The sequence below is a fragment of the Nocardia cerradoensis NBRC 101014 genome, assembly GCF_000308535.1.
GTDB classification, from domain to species: Bacteria; Actinomycetota; Actinomycetes; order Mycobacteriales; family Mycobacteriaceae; genus Nocardia; species Nocardia cerradoensis.
Map to the genome: position 1 here is coordinate 1 of NZ_BAFW01000005.1, position 15,946 is coordinate 15,946.

At 67.8% G+C, this 15,946-nt stretch carries 11 protein-coding genes; 5 read left to right on the forward strand and 6 right to left on the reverse strand.

The window, feature by feature from the left end; translation table 11 throughout:
- Positions 1 to 890: 890 nt before the first annotated feature.
- The 4 genes from ON23_RS37670 to ON23_RS01210 all read left to right on the forward strand — a co-directional run bounded on the left by ON23_RS37670 (position 891) and on the right by ON23_RS01210 (position 9,242).
- Positions 891 to 1,748 (forward strand): hypothetical protein, encoded by an 858-nt coding sequence (locus tag ON23_RS37670; protein WP_157170136.1) that lies wholly within the window; start codon positions 891 to 893, stop codon positions 1,746 to 1,748.
- Between the two features lie 299 nt (positions 1,749 to 2,047).
- Complete coding sequence (locus ON23_RS01200) at positions 2,048 to 3,259, forward strand: acetyl-CoA C-acetyltransferase (RefSeq protein ID WP_039775454.1); 1,212 nt, start codon at positions 2,048 to 2,050, stop codon at positions 3,257 to 3,259.
- Between the two features lie 37 nt (positions 3,260 to 3,296).
- Positions 3,297 to 5,459, forward strand: a complete 2,163-nt coding sequence (locus ON23_RS01205) for a 3-hydroxyacyl-CoA dehydrogenase NAD-binding domain-containing protein (RefSeq protein ID WP_039775457.1) — start codon at positions 3,297 to 3,299, stop codon at positions 5,457 to 5,459.
- A 198-nt stretch (positions 5,460 to 5,657) separates the two neighbouring features.
- The gene (locus ON23_RS01210; protein ID WP_039775460.1) at positions 5,658 to 9,242 is read left to right on the forward strand and encodes a serine/threonine-protein kinase; all 3,585 of its coding nucleotides are present in this window, start codon (positions 5,658 to 5,660) and stop codon (positions 9,240 to 9,242) included.
- 64 nt (positions 9,243 to 9,306) lie between these two features.
- Here ON23_RS01210 and ON23_RS01215 read toward each other — a convergent pair whose 3' ends face one another.
- From ON23_RS01215 to ON23_RS01225, 3 genes are all read right to left on the reverse strand, one after another.
- Complete coding sequence (locus ON23_RS01215) at positions 9,307 to 10,626, reverse strand: class I SAM-dependent methyltransferase (RefSeq protein ID WP_039775464.1); 1,320 nt, start codon at positions 10,624 to 10,626, stop codon at positions 9,307 to 9,309.
- Positions 10,623 to 12,074: an FAD-binding oxidoreductase gene (locus ON23_RS01220; RefSeq protein ID WP_051041794.1), complete on the reverse strand. Its 1,452-nt coding sequence runs from the start codon at positions 12,072 to 12,074 to the stop codon at positions 10,623 to 10,625. Before ON23_RS01220 ends, ON23_RS01215 begins: the two co-directional genes overlap by 4 nt.
- Positions 12,075 to 12,574: 500 nt before the next feature.
- Entirely contained in the window at positions 12,575 to 13,285 is a 711-nt protein-coding gene (locus tag ON23_RS01225) for a hypothetical protein (RefSeq protein WP_039775465.1), read from the reverse strand.
- Between the two features lie 137 nt (positions 13,286 to 13,422).
- Between ON23_RS01225 and ON23_RS01230 the strand changes: the two genes are divergently transcribed.
- Complete coding sequence (locus ON23_RS01230) at positions 13,423 to 13,857, forward strand: SRPBCC family protein (protein WP_036497274.1); 435 nt, start codon at positions 13,423 to 13,425, stop codon at positions 13,855 to 13,857.
- A 169-nt stretch (positions 13,858 to 14,026) separates the two neighbouring features.
- Here the strand turns inward: ON23_RS01230 and ON23_RS01235 are convergent, their stop codons facing one another.
- The 3 genes from ON23_RS01235 to ON23_RS01245 all read right to left on the reverse strand — a co-directional run bounded on the left by ON23_RS01235 (position 14,027) and on the right by ON23_RS01245 (position 15,911).
- Positions 14,027 to 14,380, reverse strand: a complete 354-nt coding sequence (locus ON23_RS01235) for a VOC family protein (RefSeq protein WP_039775467.1) — start codon at positions 14,378 to 14,380, stop codon at positions 14,027 to 14,029.
- A 62-nt stretch (positions 14,381 to 14,442) separates the two neighbouring features.
- A complete protein-coding gene (locus tag ON23_RS01240; protein WP_039775469.1) occupies positions 14,443 to 15,264 on the reverse strand; it encodes a MerR family transcriptional regulator in 822 nt (273 codons plus the stop codon).
- Positions 15,265 to 15,305: 41 nt separating this feature from the next.
- Entirely contained in the window at positions 15,306 to 15,911 is a 606-nt protein-coding gene (locus ON23_RS01245; protein WP_223273318.1) for a hypothetical protein, read from the reverse strand.
- Positions 15,912 to 15,946 lie beyond the last annotated feature (35 nt).

Genomic DNA, 15,946 nt, shown 5'->3' on the forward strand with positions numbered 1-15,946 from the left:
TGCGGGAGAAGAAGAGCGCGCCGCATCCGGCGCAGCGGGCGCAGTCGCCGGCCGGCCCGCAATCACCGGCGGCGCCGCAAACGCAGAACGAATCGGAAGATCAACGGCCCCAAGGGCTTTCGGCCGACCCGCACGCTGCGGCCCCGGCCGGCAGCCCATCCTCGGATGATCGGTCCGCATCCGGTACCGCCGGGGTTCCGGCGACCGGTGAGCAGGAATCCGCGCCCGGCTCTACAGCGACCGCCGCTGCCGGATCGGCCGACCGTGAAGCCGGCCGTCCGACGTCGACCGGTACGGATGGGGACGAAAAGGCTACGGCGACAACCGCTTCCGGCCCCACAGCGGACAATGAGGGTCGAGGCGTCGGGTCGGAACCGCCCGCCGGCGCGCGGTCGGTTGCCGATGCCGAGCGACATGACGGGGCGCTGGAGTCCGCTCCCGATCGGGGCGCTGCCGCGGCCGGATCGGGCGCCGTCGATCGGCCGTCCGCCGCGGATTCCGGCGCCCGGCCGGAATCGTCCGACGTGCCGCATCACGAACCTGACAGCGCTGTCTCCACTGCCCCCCGAGGCGGGCCGGAGTCGGCCGGACCCGACGAGGGCGCCGAGCACGGTCACGAGGGACGGAACGCCGCCGCTTCCGGCTCGGTCGTGGACGGATCGGAGGCGGGAGGTCCGTCGGGTTCGGCCGCGCACGCCGCGAGGTCCTTCGAACCCGATCGCGACTCGGTCCCAGCCGGTCGGCCGACGACTGCCGAGGGGGCGAACGGTCCGGATGCCGGCCCGGGTCCGGATTCCGGCGGTGCCGAGTCCGCCGCCGGTGATGAGGCCGGTGCTGCCCGAGTTTCCACCGCCGAATCGGCTGCGGCCGCCGGCCCCGGGACGCCGGATGTGCCGGGTGCGGACACGGTGGGCCACGCCGCAGATGATGCGCCCGCGGAGCCGGTGGCCTCGCCCGCCGAGGCGGGCAGTGGCGATGTCCTGCGGGAGATCGAGGCCGCCTGGGCCGATATCCGAGCCAAGGCGCGGGAGTCGAGTGCCGCCTTGCCGGCGCTGCTCTCGGGTGCGGTGGGGGCCGTGCGGGTCGAGGGCGACACGATCGTGTTCGCGCATCCGCATGCTCCGCTCGCGCAGCGGTTGTCGATCCCGCAGAACATCGACGCCGTGCGGGCCGCGGTGCACGCGGTGATCGGCCGGCAGTACGGCGTGCGGTGGGAAGTCGGGTCCGGCGAAGCCGGTGGTGCGCGTGCCGGTGGTGCGGCGTCCGAGCGACCCGCGCGAGGCGGCGGCGAACCGTCGGCCGGCCGTGGTGGGCGTGGGGACAATCCGGGCCAGTCGCAACCGCCGCGATTCGTCCGGCCCAGCCAGAGTCAGGCGCAGTCGGCGGAGGGCGAGACCCGCGGCGGTCAGACCGATACCCGGGGCGCGGCGGCCGATCGTCGCGACGGTCAGGGGCAGGGACAGCGGCGGGAGTTCCGCCCGCCGCGCGGGGCCGGCGCCGCCGACCGGACCGCGCCCGACGACGATATTCCGCCGCCCGAGGCGCCGGACCTCCCGGACGACCCCGGGCCGTCGGACTACTCGCCGGTAGGTTACGACGGTGTCCCACCTGCGTTGACGCCGGAAGAAGAGCAGGAGATGCTCGCGGAATCAGCGCGCCCGGTCCCGCCGGAACAGCGCCGCGACCCCGATGAGGTGGCCTTGGAGTTGCTGCGAACTGAGTTGGGTGCCACACATCTGGGTGGTTGACAGTCACCTGCCGGAATACGTTAAGTTAACCGGAGTTCGCATCCCGCTGTACTATGAACGGGTGGTCGTCAGCATCGGTGCTACGAGGTTCTATGGTATGCCCAGGCATACGGGCGCCCCGGAGCCTCGTAGGTCGATGCATGTCGGCGTTTGTACAGCGTTATGCGCTCGGCGGACTTCCGGAGGGAACCGTGTGTGACCTCCCGGTTCGCCGGTGTGGTGTGCCCGAGGGCTCGCCGGGATCGAACACGGTCGGTCGGATGGCCGGTCGGCACCTTTAAGGAAGGAAACACTCCGATATGACCACAGAGGCCTACATTTTCGAGGCCATCCGCACCCCGCGCGGCCGCAACAAGAAGGGCTCGCTGCACTCGGTCAAGCCGATCGATCTGACGACCGGTCTGGTCCAGGAGCTGCGTAACCGCTTCCCGAACCTCGACGAGGATCGCATCTCCGACATCATCCTGGGTGTCGTGTCGCCGATCGGCGACCAGGGTGCCGACATCGCCCGTACCACCGTGCTGACCGCGGGCCTGCCCGACACGGTCGGCGGTGTGCAGATCAACCGCTTCTGCGCCTCCGGCCTCGAGGCCGTGAACATGGCCGCGCAGAAGGTCCGCTCCGGCTTCGAAGACCTGGTCATCGCCGGCGGTGTCGAGTCGATGTCGCGCGTGCCGATGGGCTCCGACGGTGGTGCGCTGTTCGCCGACCCGGCCACCAGCTACGACCTCTACATCGCGCCCCAGGGCATCGGTGCCGACCTGATCGCCACCATCGAGGGCTTCACCCGCGAGGACGTCGACAAGTTCGCCGTGCGCTCGCAGGAACTCGCCGCGCAGGCGTGGTCCGGCGGCTACTTCGCCAAGTCCGTCGTGCCGGTCAAGGACATCAACGGCCTGACCGTGCTGGACCAGGACGAGCACATGCGTCCCGGCACCACCGTCGAGGATCTGGCCAAGCTGAAGCCGTCCTTCGCGGGCATCGGCGAAATGGGTGGCTTCGACGCCGTCGCGCTGCAGAAGTTCCACTACATCGAGCAGATCGACCACGTGCACCACGGCGGTAACAGCTCGGGCATCGTCGACGGCGCCGCGCTGGTGCTGGTCGGCACCGAGGAGGCCGGCGCCGCTTCGGGTCTGACCCCGCGCGCCCGCATCGTCGCCACCGCCACCAGCGGCGCCGACGCCACCATCATGCTCACCGGCCCGACCCCGGCGGCGCACAAGGCGCTGGCCAAGGCCGGTCTGACGGTCGACGACATCGATCTGTTCGAGATCAACGAGGCCTTCGCCTCGGTCGCGCTGAAGTTCCAGAAGGATCTGAAGATCCCGGACGAGAAGCTGAACGTCAACGGCGGCGCCATCGCGATGGGCCACCCGCTGGGCGCCACCGGCGCGATGATCACCGGCACCATGGTCGACGAGCTGGAGCGCCGCAACGCCCGCTACGCCCTGGTGACCCTGTGCATCGGCGGCGGCATGGGTGTGGCCACCATCATCGAGCGCGTCTGATTCCCACCCTTCACATTCTCCAGGAGAACGAAAAACTATGACAGAGAACATGATCGGCTGGGAAAAGGACGCCGACGGCATCGTCGTGCTGACCATGGACGACCCGAACCAGGGCGCCAACACGATGAACGAGCTCTACAAGAGCTCGATGCACGCCACGGTGGACCGCCTGGTGGCCGAGGTCGACGACATCACCGGTGTCGTCATCACCTCCGCGAAGAAGACCTTCTTCGCCGGCGGTGACCTCAAGAACATGATGAAGACCACTCCGGAGAACGCTCCGGACATCATGGAAGAGCTCACCAGCATCAAGGCCGACCTGCGTCGCCTCGAGACCCTGGGCAAGCCGGTCGTGGCCGCCATCAACGGCGCCGCGCTCGGTGGTGGCCTGGAGATCGCGCTGGCCACGCACTACCGCATCGCCGCCGACGTCAAGGGCGTGCAGATCGGTCTGCCCGAGGTCTCGCTCGGCCTGCTCCCGGCCGGTGGCGGTGTCACCCGCATCACCCGCATGCTCGGCATCGCCGACGGCCTGATGAGCGTGCTGCTGCAGGGCAATAAGTTCAACGCGCAGAAGGCCAAGGCCAAGGGCCTGATCAACGAGGTCGTCGGCAGCGTCGAGGAACTGGTCCCGGCCGCCAAGGCGTGGATCAAGGCCAACAAGGACAATGCCGAGGCCGCCACCCAGCCGTGGGACCGCAAGGGCTTCAAGATCCCCGGCGGCTCGCCGTCGAGCCCGGCGCTGGCCGCCAACCTGCCGGCCTTCCCGGCCAACCTGCGCAAGCAGCTCAAGGGTCAGAACATGCCGGCGCCGCGGGCCATCATGGCCGCCGCGGTCGAGGGCGCGCAGGTCGATTTCGACAACGCGTCGCTGATCGAGTCGCGCTACTTCGTCTCGCTGCTGACCGGCCCGGTCGCGAAGAACATGATCCAGGCGTTCTTCTTCGACCTGCAGGCCATCAACAACGGTGGTTCGCGTCCGAAGGACGTGCCCAAGCGTGAGATCAAGAAGGTCGGCGTGCTCGGCGCCGGCATGATGGGCGCGGGCATCGCCTACGTCTCGGCCAAGGCCGGCTTCGAGGTCGTGCTGAAGGACGTCTCCCAGGAGAACGCCGACCGCGGCAAGCAGTACTCGGTGAAGATCGAGGAGAAGGCGCTCTCGCGTGGCAAGACCACCGAGGAGAAGTCCAAGGCGCTGCTGGATCGCATCCACCCGACCGCCGACCCCAAGGATCTGGCCGGTGTGGACTTCGTGATCGAGGCCGTCTTCGAGAACCCCGACCTGAAGGCCAAGGTCTTCCAGGAGATCGAGGACGTCGTCGACGCCGACGCGCTGCTGGGCTCCAACACCTCCACCCTGCCGATCACCCTGCTGGCCAACGGTGTGAAGCGGGCCGAGGACTTCATCGGCATCCACTTCTTCTCCCCGGTCGACAAGATGCCGCTGGTGGAGATCATCCGTGGCGAGAAGACCTCCGACGAGGCGCTGGCCCGGGTGTACGACTACACCCTCGCGATCCGCAAGACCCCGATCGTGGTCAACGACAGCCGCGGCTTCTTCACCTCTCGCGTCATCGGCACGTTCATCAACGAGGCCATCATGATGCTCGAGGAGAACATCGACCCGCAGACCATCGAGCAGGCCGGTCTGCAGGCGGGCTACCCGGCCGCGCCGCTGAAGCTGAGCGACGAGCTCAACTTCGAGACCATGCAGAAGATCTTCAAGGAGACCAAGGAGGCCGCCGAGAAGGACGGCATCGCGATCTCCGCCGCTTCGCTGGCCTCGGGCCGCGTGGTCGAGACCATGATCGACAAGTTCGATCGCAAGGGCAAGCTGCACGGTGCGGGCTTCTACAACTACGCCGACGGCAAGACCGCCGGCCTGTGGGAGGGCCTGCGCGACGCCTTCAACTCCAAGCGTGAGCTGCCCGAGGGCGTCACGCTGCAGGATCTGAAGGACCGCATGCTGTTCATCGAGGCCATCGAGACCCAGAAGTGCTTCGACGAAGGCGTGCTGACCAGCACCGCCGACGCGAACATCGGCTCGATCTTCGGTATCGGCTACCCGGCCTGGACCGGTGGTGTGCACCAGTTCATCGTCGGCTACCCGGGTGGCACGGAGGGCTTCATCGCCCGTGCCGAGGAGCTGGCCGCGAAGTTCGGTGAGCGCTTCCAGGTGCCGGACTCGCTGCGCAAGTAAGGTTCTCGCCACGCCGAGATTCCCTGCGACGGCCCGGATCACGTTCCCGCGTGATCCGGGCCGTTTGCTGTCTCGTCCCTTTCACCGGCGTGGTCGCGCCCGACGGAAACGGTCGCGACTCGAAGCGAGCGGAACTGCGCCCCGACGCGTACGGACCGCGCTACGTTGGAATGAGGGCGCGACGTTCGAGGTGGCCAGATGAACCCACAAACGGGCAAGGTCCCCAGCACGGACGACCCCGCGGCGGACTCGGAGGCAGCCGCGGGGGCGAATACCCAGCGCTACCAACCGATTCGCATCGCCGACGAACTCGAGGCGATGGGGCTGTTCGATGCCCAGGAGATCGGGCGCGGCGGTTTCGGGGTGGTCTATCGCTGTGCGCAGCGGGCTCTGGATCGCGTGGTGGCGGTGAAGGTGCTGTCCTCGGAGATCGACGAGGAGAGCCGGGAGCGGTTCCTGCGCGAGGAACATGCCATGGGCCGGCTGTCCGGCCATCCGAATATCGTCGACGTCCTGCAGGTCGACGTCACGCCCAGCGGCTTGCCGTTTCTCGTCATGCCATTCGCCGCGCACGGCTCGCTGGAGCAGCTGATTCGCGATCACGGCCCGCTGAGCTGGTCTGATTCGCTGCGGGTCGGTGTGAAGCTCGCGGGCGCGATCGAGAGCGCGCACCGCGTGCACGTCCTGCATCGCGATGTGAAACCGGCGAACGTACTGCTGAGCCGCTACGGCGAACCGCAGCTGACCGATTTCGGCATCGCGCGCATCCCGGGTGGCTTTCAGACCTCGACCAGCATGATCACCGGATCGCCGGCCTTCACCGCGCCCGAGGTGCTCAAGGGCGAGGAACCGACCGTGCGGTCCGATGTGTACGGTTTGGGCGCCACCCTGTTCGCCCTGCTGACCGGGCACGCCGCCTTCGAACGCCGCTCCGGTGAGCGCGTGGTCGCCCAATTCCTGCGGATCACCACCCAGCCGGTTCCCGACCTGCGGGAACAGGACATTCCGGCCGATGTGGCGGGCGTGATCGAATCGGCGATGGCTCAGGATCCCGCCGATCGCCCGGCCTCGGCCCTGGAATTCGGGCAGGAAATGCGTGCCGTGCAGATCGCGCACGGCGAGACGGCCGACGAGATGGCTCTGCTCGACGGCGAAACGACCGACGGCCGCACGGCCGAACCCGACGCGACGGCGTATCCGATCACCTCACGCCGCAGTCGCGCGGTCCTCGGGCTGCCCGCGCTGCGCACGCCGGGGCCGTCCGGTCTCGCCCAGCCCGCGACGCTACCGCCCACGGCCGCAACGAAATTCCGTCCGCCGACCCCGGCCCGCGAGCCGATACCCCGGCCCCGGCTGCTCGACATCCTCCGCACGGGTGGCCGCCGCCGGCTGGCCGTGATCCACGGACCGGCGGGCTTCGGAAAAAGTACGATCGCCGCCCAGTGGCGCACCGAACTCACCGCCGACGGCATCGCGGTGGCGTGGATCGGGATCGATCACGACGACGACAACGAGGTGTGGCTGCTGGCCCATCTGATCCAGGCCATCCGGCGCGTGGCGCCCGATATCGGTTCCGGGCTGGCGGAGGTGCTCGAGGAGCGCCCCGCGGAGGCGGTGCCCTATGCGATCTCCACGCTGATCGACGAGATCCACAGCGGCGGGCAGGTCGTCGTGGTGGTGGTGGAGAACTGGGATCGGATCACCGACGAGGGCGCGCACCGGGTGATGGATGCGTTGCTGGAGAACGGATGTCACCATCTGCGCTTCGTGATCACCACCCGCGAGCAGGCCGGTCTGCCGCTGAGCCGGATGCGGGTCTGCGACGAGCTGGTCGAGATCGGCAGTCACGAACTGCGGCTCACGCTCGCCGAGACGCGGCAGATCCTGTTGGAGCGCAACAAGTTTCCGCTCACCGACGAACAGGTCGAGCAGATCCACGCCGCCACCGACGGCTGGCCGGCGGCGATCCAGCTGGTCAGCTTGTCGCTGCGCGGGGCCACCACGGGCGCACCGGTGGATCCGGCGCAGCTGATCGCCCATCTGTCCGGCGGAAACCAGGCCATCCGGGAGTATCTGGCCGAGAACGTGCTGGCGGGGCTCGAACCACGCATGCTCGAATTCCTGATGTCGATCTCGGTCGCGGAGAAGCTCAACGGCGGGCTGGCCGCGGTGCTCAGCGGTGAACCGGATGCCGAGCAATTGCTGGAGCAGGCGCAGCAGCGCGAACTGTTCGTCACCCGCGTCGAACACGATCCGGGCTGGTTCCGGATCCAGCCGCTGTTCGCCGAGCAGTTGCGTGCCCGGCTCGAACGCGTGCATCCGGGCAAGCTGAAGTCGTTGCACCGCAAGGCTTCACGCTGGTACGCCGAACATCAGCAGTTGCGTAAGTCGGTGGATCATGCCCTGGCCGCCACCGACCTGAAGATGGCGGTGGATCTGGTCGAGAACGGTGGCATGGATCTGATCGACACCTCCCGTCTGGCGACCCTGCTGGGCACCGTGTCCAAACTGCCTGTGCAGCAGGTGACTTCGCGGTCGAAGTTGTTGATGACGCTGGCGCGGGCCAATATCAATCTGCAGCAGTCGGGAGCGGCCCGCACCGCGCTCGGGCGACTGTCGAATATGCTCGCCCGCAGCTCACCCTCGGATGCCGATGCCACCCGCCAGCGGTGTGAGGCCGCGGTGTTGTCGGCCGCCGACCTGGTGGCCCGCGACCGCACCGACGGTGTGCTGGAGAAGGTGCTGCCGTGCCTGGAGGAGCCCGACGAACTGCCGCCGTGGACGGTGTCCACCGCCGCGAATCTGGTGTCGTTCGTGCGGCTGTGCGATTTCGATTTCGACGGCGCGCTGTCCATCCAGGACTGGGCCGCGCCCTATCACAGCAGGTCCAAGGATCCGCTCGGGATGGTGCTGGGTCTGCTCAACACCGGCGCGGTGGCCTACGAACAGCTCGATATCGATACCGCCACCCGGTGTTTCGAGAAGGCCTGGCAGGTCGGGCGGGAGCGCTCGGGGCCGCGTTCGCACGCGGTGCGGGTGGCCGCGGCGCTGCTGGGGGAGCTGACCTATCGGCGCGGCGACCTGGAGGCGGCGGATCGGCTGCTCGAGCAGAGCCATCGGTTGCCGGCGCGGATCGGCGCGGTGGATTTCATGATCACCACCTTTGTCGTGGGTGCGCGGGTCAAGGCCGTGCTCGGCGATACCGAGACCGCGCGCGCCCGGCTCGACGAGGGCGCGCGGATGGCCGCCGAACGCAAACTCCCGCGCATGGCCGCCCACATCCGGGCCGAACGGCTGCGGTTGGGACTGGTCGAACCACCCGCCGGGCCGGAGCCGCCCGCCCCGGTGCTGCGCCAGTCCGCCGGTACCGTCGCCCTCACCGCGGAGGCCGAGGAGGTCGCGGCCGTGCGGGTGCTGCTGGCGCGGCACTATCGCGGGCTGGACGGGGCGAACGTGGCGGCCGAGGGCCTCGAATCGGCGGTGAAACGGGCGCGCGCGCTCTACGGCCGGATGGTCGAACAGAACCGTCCCCGAGCGGAATTGGATGCCGCGCTACTGCTGGTCGAATGCCTGTCGGTCGCCGGCTGGAACGGCGAGGCGATCACCTCACTGCTGCCGGCGCTGGACCGCTGTGCCCGATTGGGCTGGACCAGACCACTTCTCGACGCCGGCCCGGAACTGAGCTATCTGCTGCACTCACTGCGTGACGATGTGCTGCTCGCCGGGGAAGGCACCGGATCGTTCGATATTCCGCGGCCGTTCCTGAACGCGCTGCTGCACTGAGAACGCGGGCGGGCCGGATTCGTCACCGCGAATCCGGCCCGCCGGCAACGCATTTCGTGCCGGATCAGGCGTTCCACCAGGGGCGCAGCGGCACGTCCCAGGTCTGCTTGTCCCCGAGCTTCATCCCGAGCACCTGGTGCAGCTGCACCACGTTGCGCTCGAAGCCCAGCTGGGAACCGGCCATGTAGAGGCCCCACACCTTGGCCGTGCCCTCCCCGACCTCCGCGACGCACTCGTCCCAGTTCGCGACCAGGTTCTTGCACCATTCGTGCAGGGTCAGCGCGTAGTGCGGGCGCAGATTCTCCTCGTGCACCACCTCGAGCCCGACGTTCTGGATATCGGTGATGATGCGCCCGGAACCGATCAGCTCGCCGTCCGGGAAGACGTAGCGGTCGATGAAGTCGCCGGCCTTCGTCGTGCGGGTGTTGTCGGGACGGGTGATGCAGTGGTTCAGGAACAGGCCGCCGTCGCGCAGCTTGCTCTTGATGAAACCGAAGTAGCTCGGGTAGTTCTGCACCCCGATGTGCTCGGTGAGGCCGATCGAGGACAGCGCGTCGAAACCGGATTCGGCGATATCGCGGTAGTCGCTGTGGCGGACCTCGGCCAGGTCCTGCAGACCCTCCTCGACGATCTTGGCCTGCGCCCATTCGGCCTGTTCCTTGGACAGGGTGGCGCCGATGACCTCGACTCCGCGCCGGGCCGCGTAGCGGACCATGCCACCCCAGCCGCAGCCGATATCGAGAAGCCGATCGCCTTCTTTCAGCCGCAATTTCTCGAACACCAGGCGGTACTTGTTCTCCTGCGCCTCTTCGAGGGTCTGGTTCTCGTCGGCGTAGCAGGCACAGGTGTAGGTCATCGACGGGCCGAGCACCAGTTCGTAGAACCGGTTGGATACGTCGTAGTGATGGTGGATCACCTCGGCGTCGCGGTTCTTCGAATGCCGCAGCCCCTCGAGCGCGATGCGCCGCCAGCGCGGCAGCGTCTCCTGCGGCGGCGGCGCGATCGGCTTGAGGGCGTCCCAGCCCAGCGAGCGCGCGATGGTGACCAGTGCCAGCGCCGACGGGCGCCGGAACTTCAGGTCGGTCATCGCCTTCAGGATGTCGTACGGGTCGCCCGGGTGGACGCCGTCGACCGCCATGTCACCGGAGATGTAGGCCCGCGCCATGCCGAGATCGCCCGGTGCGGTGGCGATGTAGTTGATACCCCGCGGCGTCGTGATCTCGAGGCTGAACTTCGAATCGTCGGGTCCGGTGCTGCTGCCGTCGTAGGCGGAGAACCGGATCGGGACGCCGCCGTCGACGAGCGTCTCGAAGATTTCGGCAATGCTGAGTTTCGTTCCCAGCTCCGAGAACGGGGGCAGCTGGGAATCCTTGAATGTCGTCACTTGCGTTGCACCGCCTTCGAATACAAATCCAGCAAACGATGATCGGGGTCGTATCGTTTCTTCAGATTCGCGTAGTGATCGCCTCCGTAGAGGCGCGCGAAATCGTCTTCTGTGTAGTAGGAGTCCGAGTAGAGGGACTTGTGGCCGTCCAGGCGGGCGACCTCGTCCTCGATGGCGCGATTGGCCGCACCCTCGATCTGCCCGGGTTGTTTCGGCACCGCCGACCAGAAACCGACATTGACGTAGGTGCGATCCGGTTCCAGCGGGTACAGCGGCCACGGGCGCGACGGATCCTCGGGTTTTCCCGGTACTTCCGCACTGTCGCGCAGCCGCAGCGGGCACAGCCACAGCGGTTCGATCGGAATTTCGCGCAGGAACCAGTGCAGGAAATCGGCGGTGCGCTCGATCGGCACCTCGATGTCCTGCACCACGCGCTCCTGCGGCGGATTTCCCTTGCGCGCCTCGAGCTTGTCGCCGATGTTGTATTTGTGATCGAGCGCGATCAGCTTCCAATAGAAGCTCGAACGGCGGTACTTCTTCGGCCAGAACCGGCGGATCTTGGGATTCTGGGTGCCGAATGCCCGTGAGCACCAGAACCAGTCGGTGTCCCAGCGCCACAGATAGTCGTGGATGGTCAGCCGGTCGCGTTTGGGCTCGGCGCTGTCGTGCCGCAGGGACTGGTAGTAGATATCCATCCCGGTGTAGTCGCTGACCGGGCCGGGTTCGTCGGTCTGGCGGCCCAGGACGAGGTAGCTCTCCTCGGCGGTGAATACCGCGCCGTCGAGATAGTCGACCCGCTCGCCGTCGTAGCTGCGGTCGGTGACGATCTGTGCCATCACGGTTTCGAGTTCGCGCAGATCGTGGAAACGCACATGGCGCAGTGCCACATACGGCTGCACCGATTCCAGCTCGATCTTCAGGCGAGTCGAATAGCCGAGCGTGCCATAGGAATTCGGGAAACCGCGGAACAGATCGGCGTATTCGCCGTCCGGGGTGGCGGTGATGATCTCGCCCGCACCGGTCAGCACATCGATCTCGAGGACGGATTCGTGCGGCAAACCGTTGCGGAACGACGTCGATTCGATTCCCAGGCCGGTGACCGCGCCACCCAGCGTGATCGTCTTCAACTGCGGAACCACGAAGGGCGCCAGACCGTACGGCAGGGTGGCGGCGACCAGATCCTCGTAGGTCGTCATACCGGCCACATCCGCGGTCTTAGTCTGGGGATCGACCGCGATCACCCGGTTCAGGCCCGAAACATCCAGTCCGGGTGCGGGGTTCTTCGCCCGGGCGCGAAACAAGTTCGACGTCTTTTTCGCCAACCGCACGTTGGCATCCGAAGGAATCGCACGATAGCTGGCGAGCAGACGCTCGACACCTTCTCGGTGCGCGGCAAAACCTGATTCGCGTGCGGCCGGCGCGCGGCCGGCCTTCCCCAACAGACTCACTGCCACCCCCTGACGCTATCTCTCCTGGTTTCCCCCGGCCACCGCGAGGGTACCTATGGGCGCGATTCTTCACGCATATGTTGCATTGCGTTCGATCACCGGCCGCGCCCGCGCTTGTGGGTCATCCGCCCAGCTCGCGGACATGTTTCCGGGCAGAATCGTACGGCTGTGTGCCGCCTCTGGGTTTGTGACGAACCCGTCGAAATTCGTCGCCCGTCCCGGAACGAGCGTTCCGGTTCGGGGGCGAACGGATTCCGCCGAAGGCTGCCGATCGGCCGCCCGTCACGCCGCCGGCCCGTCCGTCTTCGAGTACCGATGATCGCGGACCGTGCCCGCCGCCGATGCCGGTCGCTACCGCAGCGCCAGGAGTCCTCCGGCGACCGGTGAGACGACTGCTTGTGCATGCGGAAATGTGGGGGCAGTGCGCAGTCCGATCGGGAGAGCGCAGTCCGACAGGCAGAGCGCAGTGCGATGGCTCGAGCTCGGTGCTACGAAAATGCTCAGCGCGACGGATAGCCGGGGCGCACCCCATCGTGTCCGGCCGGCGGATAACCGGGCGGTGCCGGTGGGTAGCCCGGGGCCGGCGCGCCCGGCGCGAAATGTGGTGCGGCAGAAGGGTATTCCGCGTGACCAGCCGCCCCCGGGCGGGACGGATAGCCCGGTGGCGGCGGAGGATAGCCGGTTCCGGCGGGCGCGTAACCGGGCGCGGGATATCCGCCCGCACCGGACGGATAGCCGGGAGCAGGCGGGCCGGCCGGCGGACGGCCCCCGTTCGCGACGCCCGGATATGCGGGCGCGCCGGGCGGGGTGGAATGCGTCACCGGATACGCGGATCCGCCGGGTGGATAGGCGGCCGGGTTCGGGACCACCTGCATACCGGCCCTCGGGCCGAGACCGCCCGAGCGGCGCAGTTCCCCGGCCAGGAACGCGCCCCCGCCGACGATCATCAACACGCCGAAGCCGAGCAGCAGCCAACCCGTCCGGGTGTTGTCCGACGCCTGCTCGTCCATCGAGCGGGTGGTGCGGTGGCCGTGTTTGTCCACCTCGACGCACTGGTCGCCGGACCGCATGGTTTCACCGCCGCAGTCGACCTTGCCGTGACTGTTCAGCATCGTGATCGCGCCCACGATCATGACGACGCCGACGACCATCACGCCGACCCACTTGAGCACATTCTTGACACGGCGCGCGCCGACAGCGACGTTCGACACCTCATCCCCCCGGGCGTAGCTGCGGGCAGAGCGAAACCGCGTCTGCCGGTCCGGAACTGCACCGGACGCGGCGTAGCATAGCCCCGCAGAACGGCTCGAATAAACCCGAACGACCCCGGATCGACTAGGAGCTCATTGTGGGACAGGTCAGTGCATCCAGCTCGACCGTCGTCGCTGCGGAACCGCAGCGTGCGCTGGAAGCGATCGCGGACTATCAGGATGTGCGCCCCCGCATCCTGTCTTCGCACTACCACGACTACAAGGTGCTCGAAGGCGGAAAGGGCGCCGGAACCGTCGCCGAATGGACGCTGCAGGCGACGCAGAAGCGCTCCCGCAACGTCCACGCGGTCGTCTCGGTCTCCGATTCGATGGTGACGGAACGGGATTCGAATTCCACGCTGGTCACCACCTGGACCGTCACCCCCTCGGGTGAGGGTTCGCAGGTGACGGTTCGCACCAGCTGGAAGGGTGCGGGCGGTGTCCCCGGCTTCTTCGAGGGCATCTTCGCCCCGCTCGGCCTGAAGAAGATCCAGGCCGAGGTCCTGGAAAACCTGAAGCGCGAGCTGAGCTGAATTCTCGGCCTGCGCTTCGCTCCGGCGGGTTTCGGCCCCTGTGCCTCGATTTTTCCCTCCTCCGCTCAGTCGCTGCGCTCCCTCGCTCCGTCAGTCCAAAATCGAGGCGGGCCGAAACCATTGGAAGTGCACCGCTCCGGGGGAGTGCTCGACTGCGCCCCCCAGCGGCTCAGTGCTGGTGGGCGATGTCGAACAGGTTGCCCTCGGGGTCGGCGAGGGTGACCCACTGCACGCCGAATTCGTCGAAATCGCCGATGTGTTCGGCGCCCAGCGAGACCGCCCGCTCGATCTGAGCGCGCCAGTCCGGTGCGCTCAGATCGAGGTGGACGACGTTCTTGCCCGGGGTCTTGTCGGGGACCCGGATGAACATCAGCGCCGTACCGCTGTCCTCACCGCGGCCGATCGAGGCGAAGTACTCGTTGGCGTCCGGGTCCACCGGCCGCTCCAGCAGCTGTGCGTAGAAGTTCGCCAAGGTGGCGGCGTCACGGCAGTCGAAGGTGACGGCGGCCAGACTGATCGACATGAAATGTCCTCTCTTCGTGGGAAATTCGTGAATACGCGAGGCGCGTCGCGGCGTTCGCCCGATCACGCCGATGCGATCGGCCAGCAGACCTCGGTGCGCTGCGCGGCGGGGTCGGCGCAGTCCTGCGGGCCGACCACGTAGATCTCGCGAATCGGCTCGCTCAGCGCGGTATCGTGTTCGGCCACATGCGAACCCAGCGCGCCGTAGGTGCGGTCGAAGTCGGTGAACGGTCCGGCATGAACCGCAATCGCGAAGCGGCGCTGCGGAAATCGGCGAACCGCGACCTCGCGGTGCCGGTCGAGGGCGTCACCCGGATCCGCTGCCAGCGGCGCGAACGCCACCACCTCGCCGATCTCGTTCTCGAAGAAGTCCGCCGAATACGTCGCCCCGCTCGGTCCGCCCGGCGCCACCCCCGCGACCGCGAGCACGTCGTACAGCCGGGGGAACGCCGCGCCGCACCATGCACCGATCTCCGCCCGCGACACCAGCGCGCGAATCGTCACCGCCGTGAACTCCGGAACCAGGCGATACCGCACGTCGATCGGCGCGCCGGGTGACAGCAGCGCCCGCAGCGACGCCACCACATCGCGTGTCCGCAGCAACTCGGCTTCCATCCGCTCCAGATGCGCGGCCAGCGCCGCATCGCGGGTGGACCGATCCGGCGCGGCCAGGACCGCGCGGATCTGCGGCATCGGCATATCGAGGTCGCGCAGGCGGCGAATCAGATGCGCCTGTTCCACCTGAGCGGTCGAATAGCGGCGATACCCCGAGCCGGGGTCGATGGACACCGGCTCGAGCAACTCGATCTCGTGGTAGTACCGCAGCGTTTTCACGCTGAGACAGGTGAGGCGGGAGAACTCGCCTATGGAGACTGTCGCGGGCATGAGGACAAGCGAACACCCTCCAGCAACAGGAGAGTCAAGTCCTACTGCTCCGTGAGGGCGAACGTCAGCAGCAGCGTGGTCTGGAAGAACCCTCTCCACCAGGAGTAACCGAACCAGACGCCGGGAGTCACCTGGCGGATCTCGTCGAGGATCTGCGGTGTGATCGAAGGGCGGTAGTCCAGTAGCCAGGCCGGTCGGCCGTCCAGGCGGGCGGGCCCGGAATAGACGTCGGCGGGGAAACCCTCGATACCGGCCGCGGTGACGCGGTTGGTGAGGGTGCCGCCGTCGGGGCCGGTGGAGAAGTTCTTGCCGATCCAGAACGGCGGCGCCACCGCCTCCATCACCGGCGGCCGCGTCACCCAGCCGTTGGTCACCCCGGTCGGCACATCGCCGCGGGGTGCGTCCAGGAAGATCTGGTCCTGCTGTTCGGCCGAACAGTGGTTGTGCAGCGCGTCGATCGTCGCCGCCGGATCGTCGGTGTAGAGCACGCAGCCCCCGCCGTAATCGGTATCCGCCGAGGCGGCCGGGGCCAGGACGGCGGACCCGAGCCCCAGGACGGCGATCGCGACGACGGCCGTCAGTGCCGAGCCCCGCCGCATGCGACGAGGCGCGGGTGCGGACGGGGTGTGCGCAGGTGCGAAAGACATGTGTTGATCTTGATCCCGATACATAACCGGCCTCC

Excerpts from the sequence above, each read along its gene's own strand:
- ON23_RS01200 (WP_039775454.1), top strand. The coding sequence starts at position 2,048 with ATGACCACAGAGGCCTACATTTTCGAGGCCATCCGCACCCCGCGCGGC.
- ON23_RS01205 (WP_039775457.1), top strand. The coding sequence starts at position 3,297 with ATGACAGAGAACATGATCGGCTGGGAAAAGGACGCCGACGGCATCGTC.
- ON23_RS01210 (WP_039775460.1), top strand. The coding sequence starts at position 5,658 with ATGAACCCACAAACGGGCAAGGTCCCCAGCACGGACGACCCCGCGGCG.
- ON23_RS01235 (WP_039775467.1), bottom strand. The coding sequence starts at position 14,380 with ATGTCGATCAGTCTGGCCGCCGTCACCTTCGACTGCCGTGACGCCGCC.
- ON23_RS01240 (WP_039775469.1), bottom strand. The coding sequence starts at position 15,264 with ATGCCCGCGACAGTCTCCATAGGCGAGTTCTCCCGCCTCACCTGTCTC.
- ON23_RS01245 (WP_223273318.1), bottom strand. The coding sequence starts at position 15,911 with ATGTCTTTCGCACCTGCGCACACCCCGTCCGCACCCGCGCCTCGTCGC.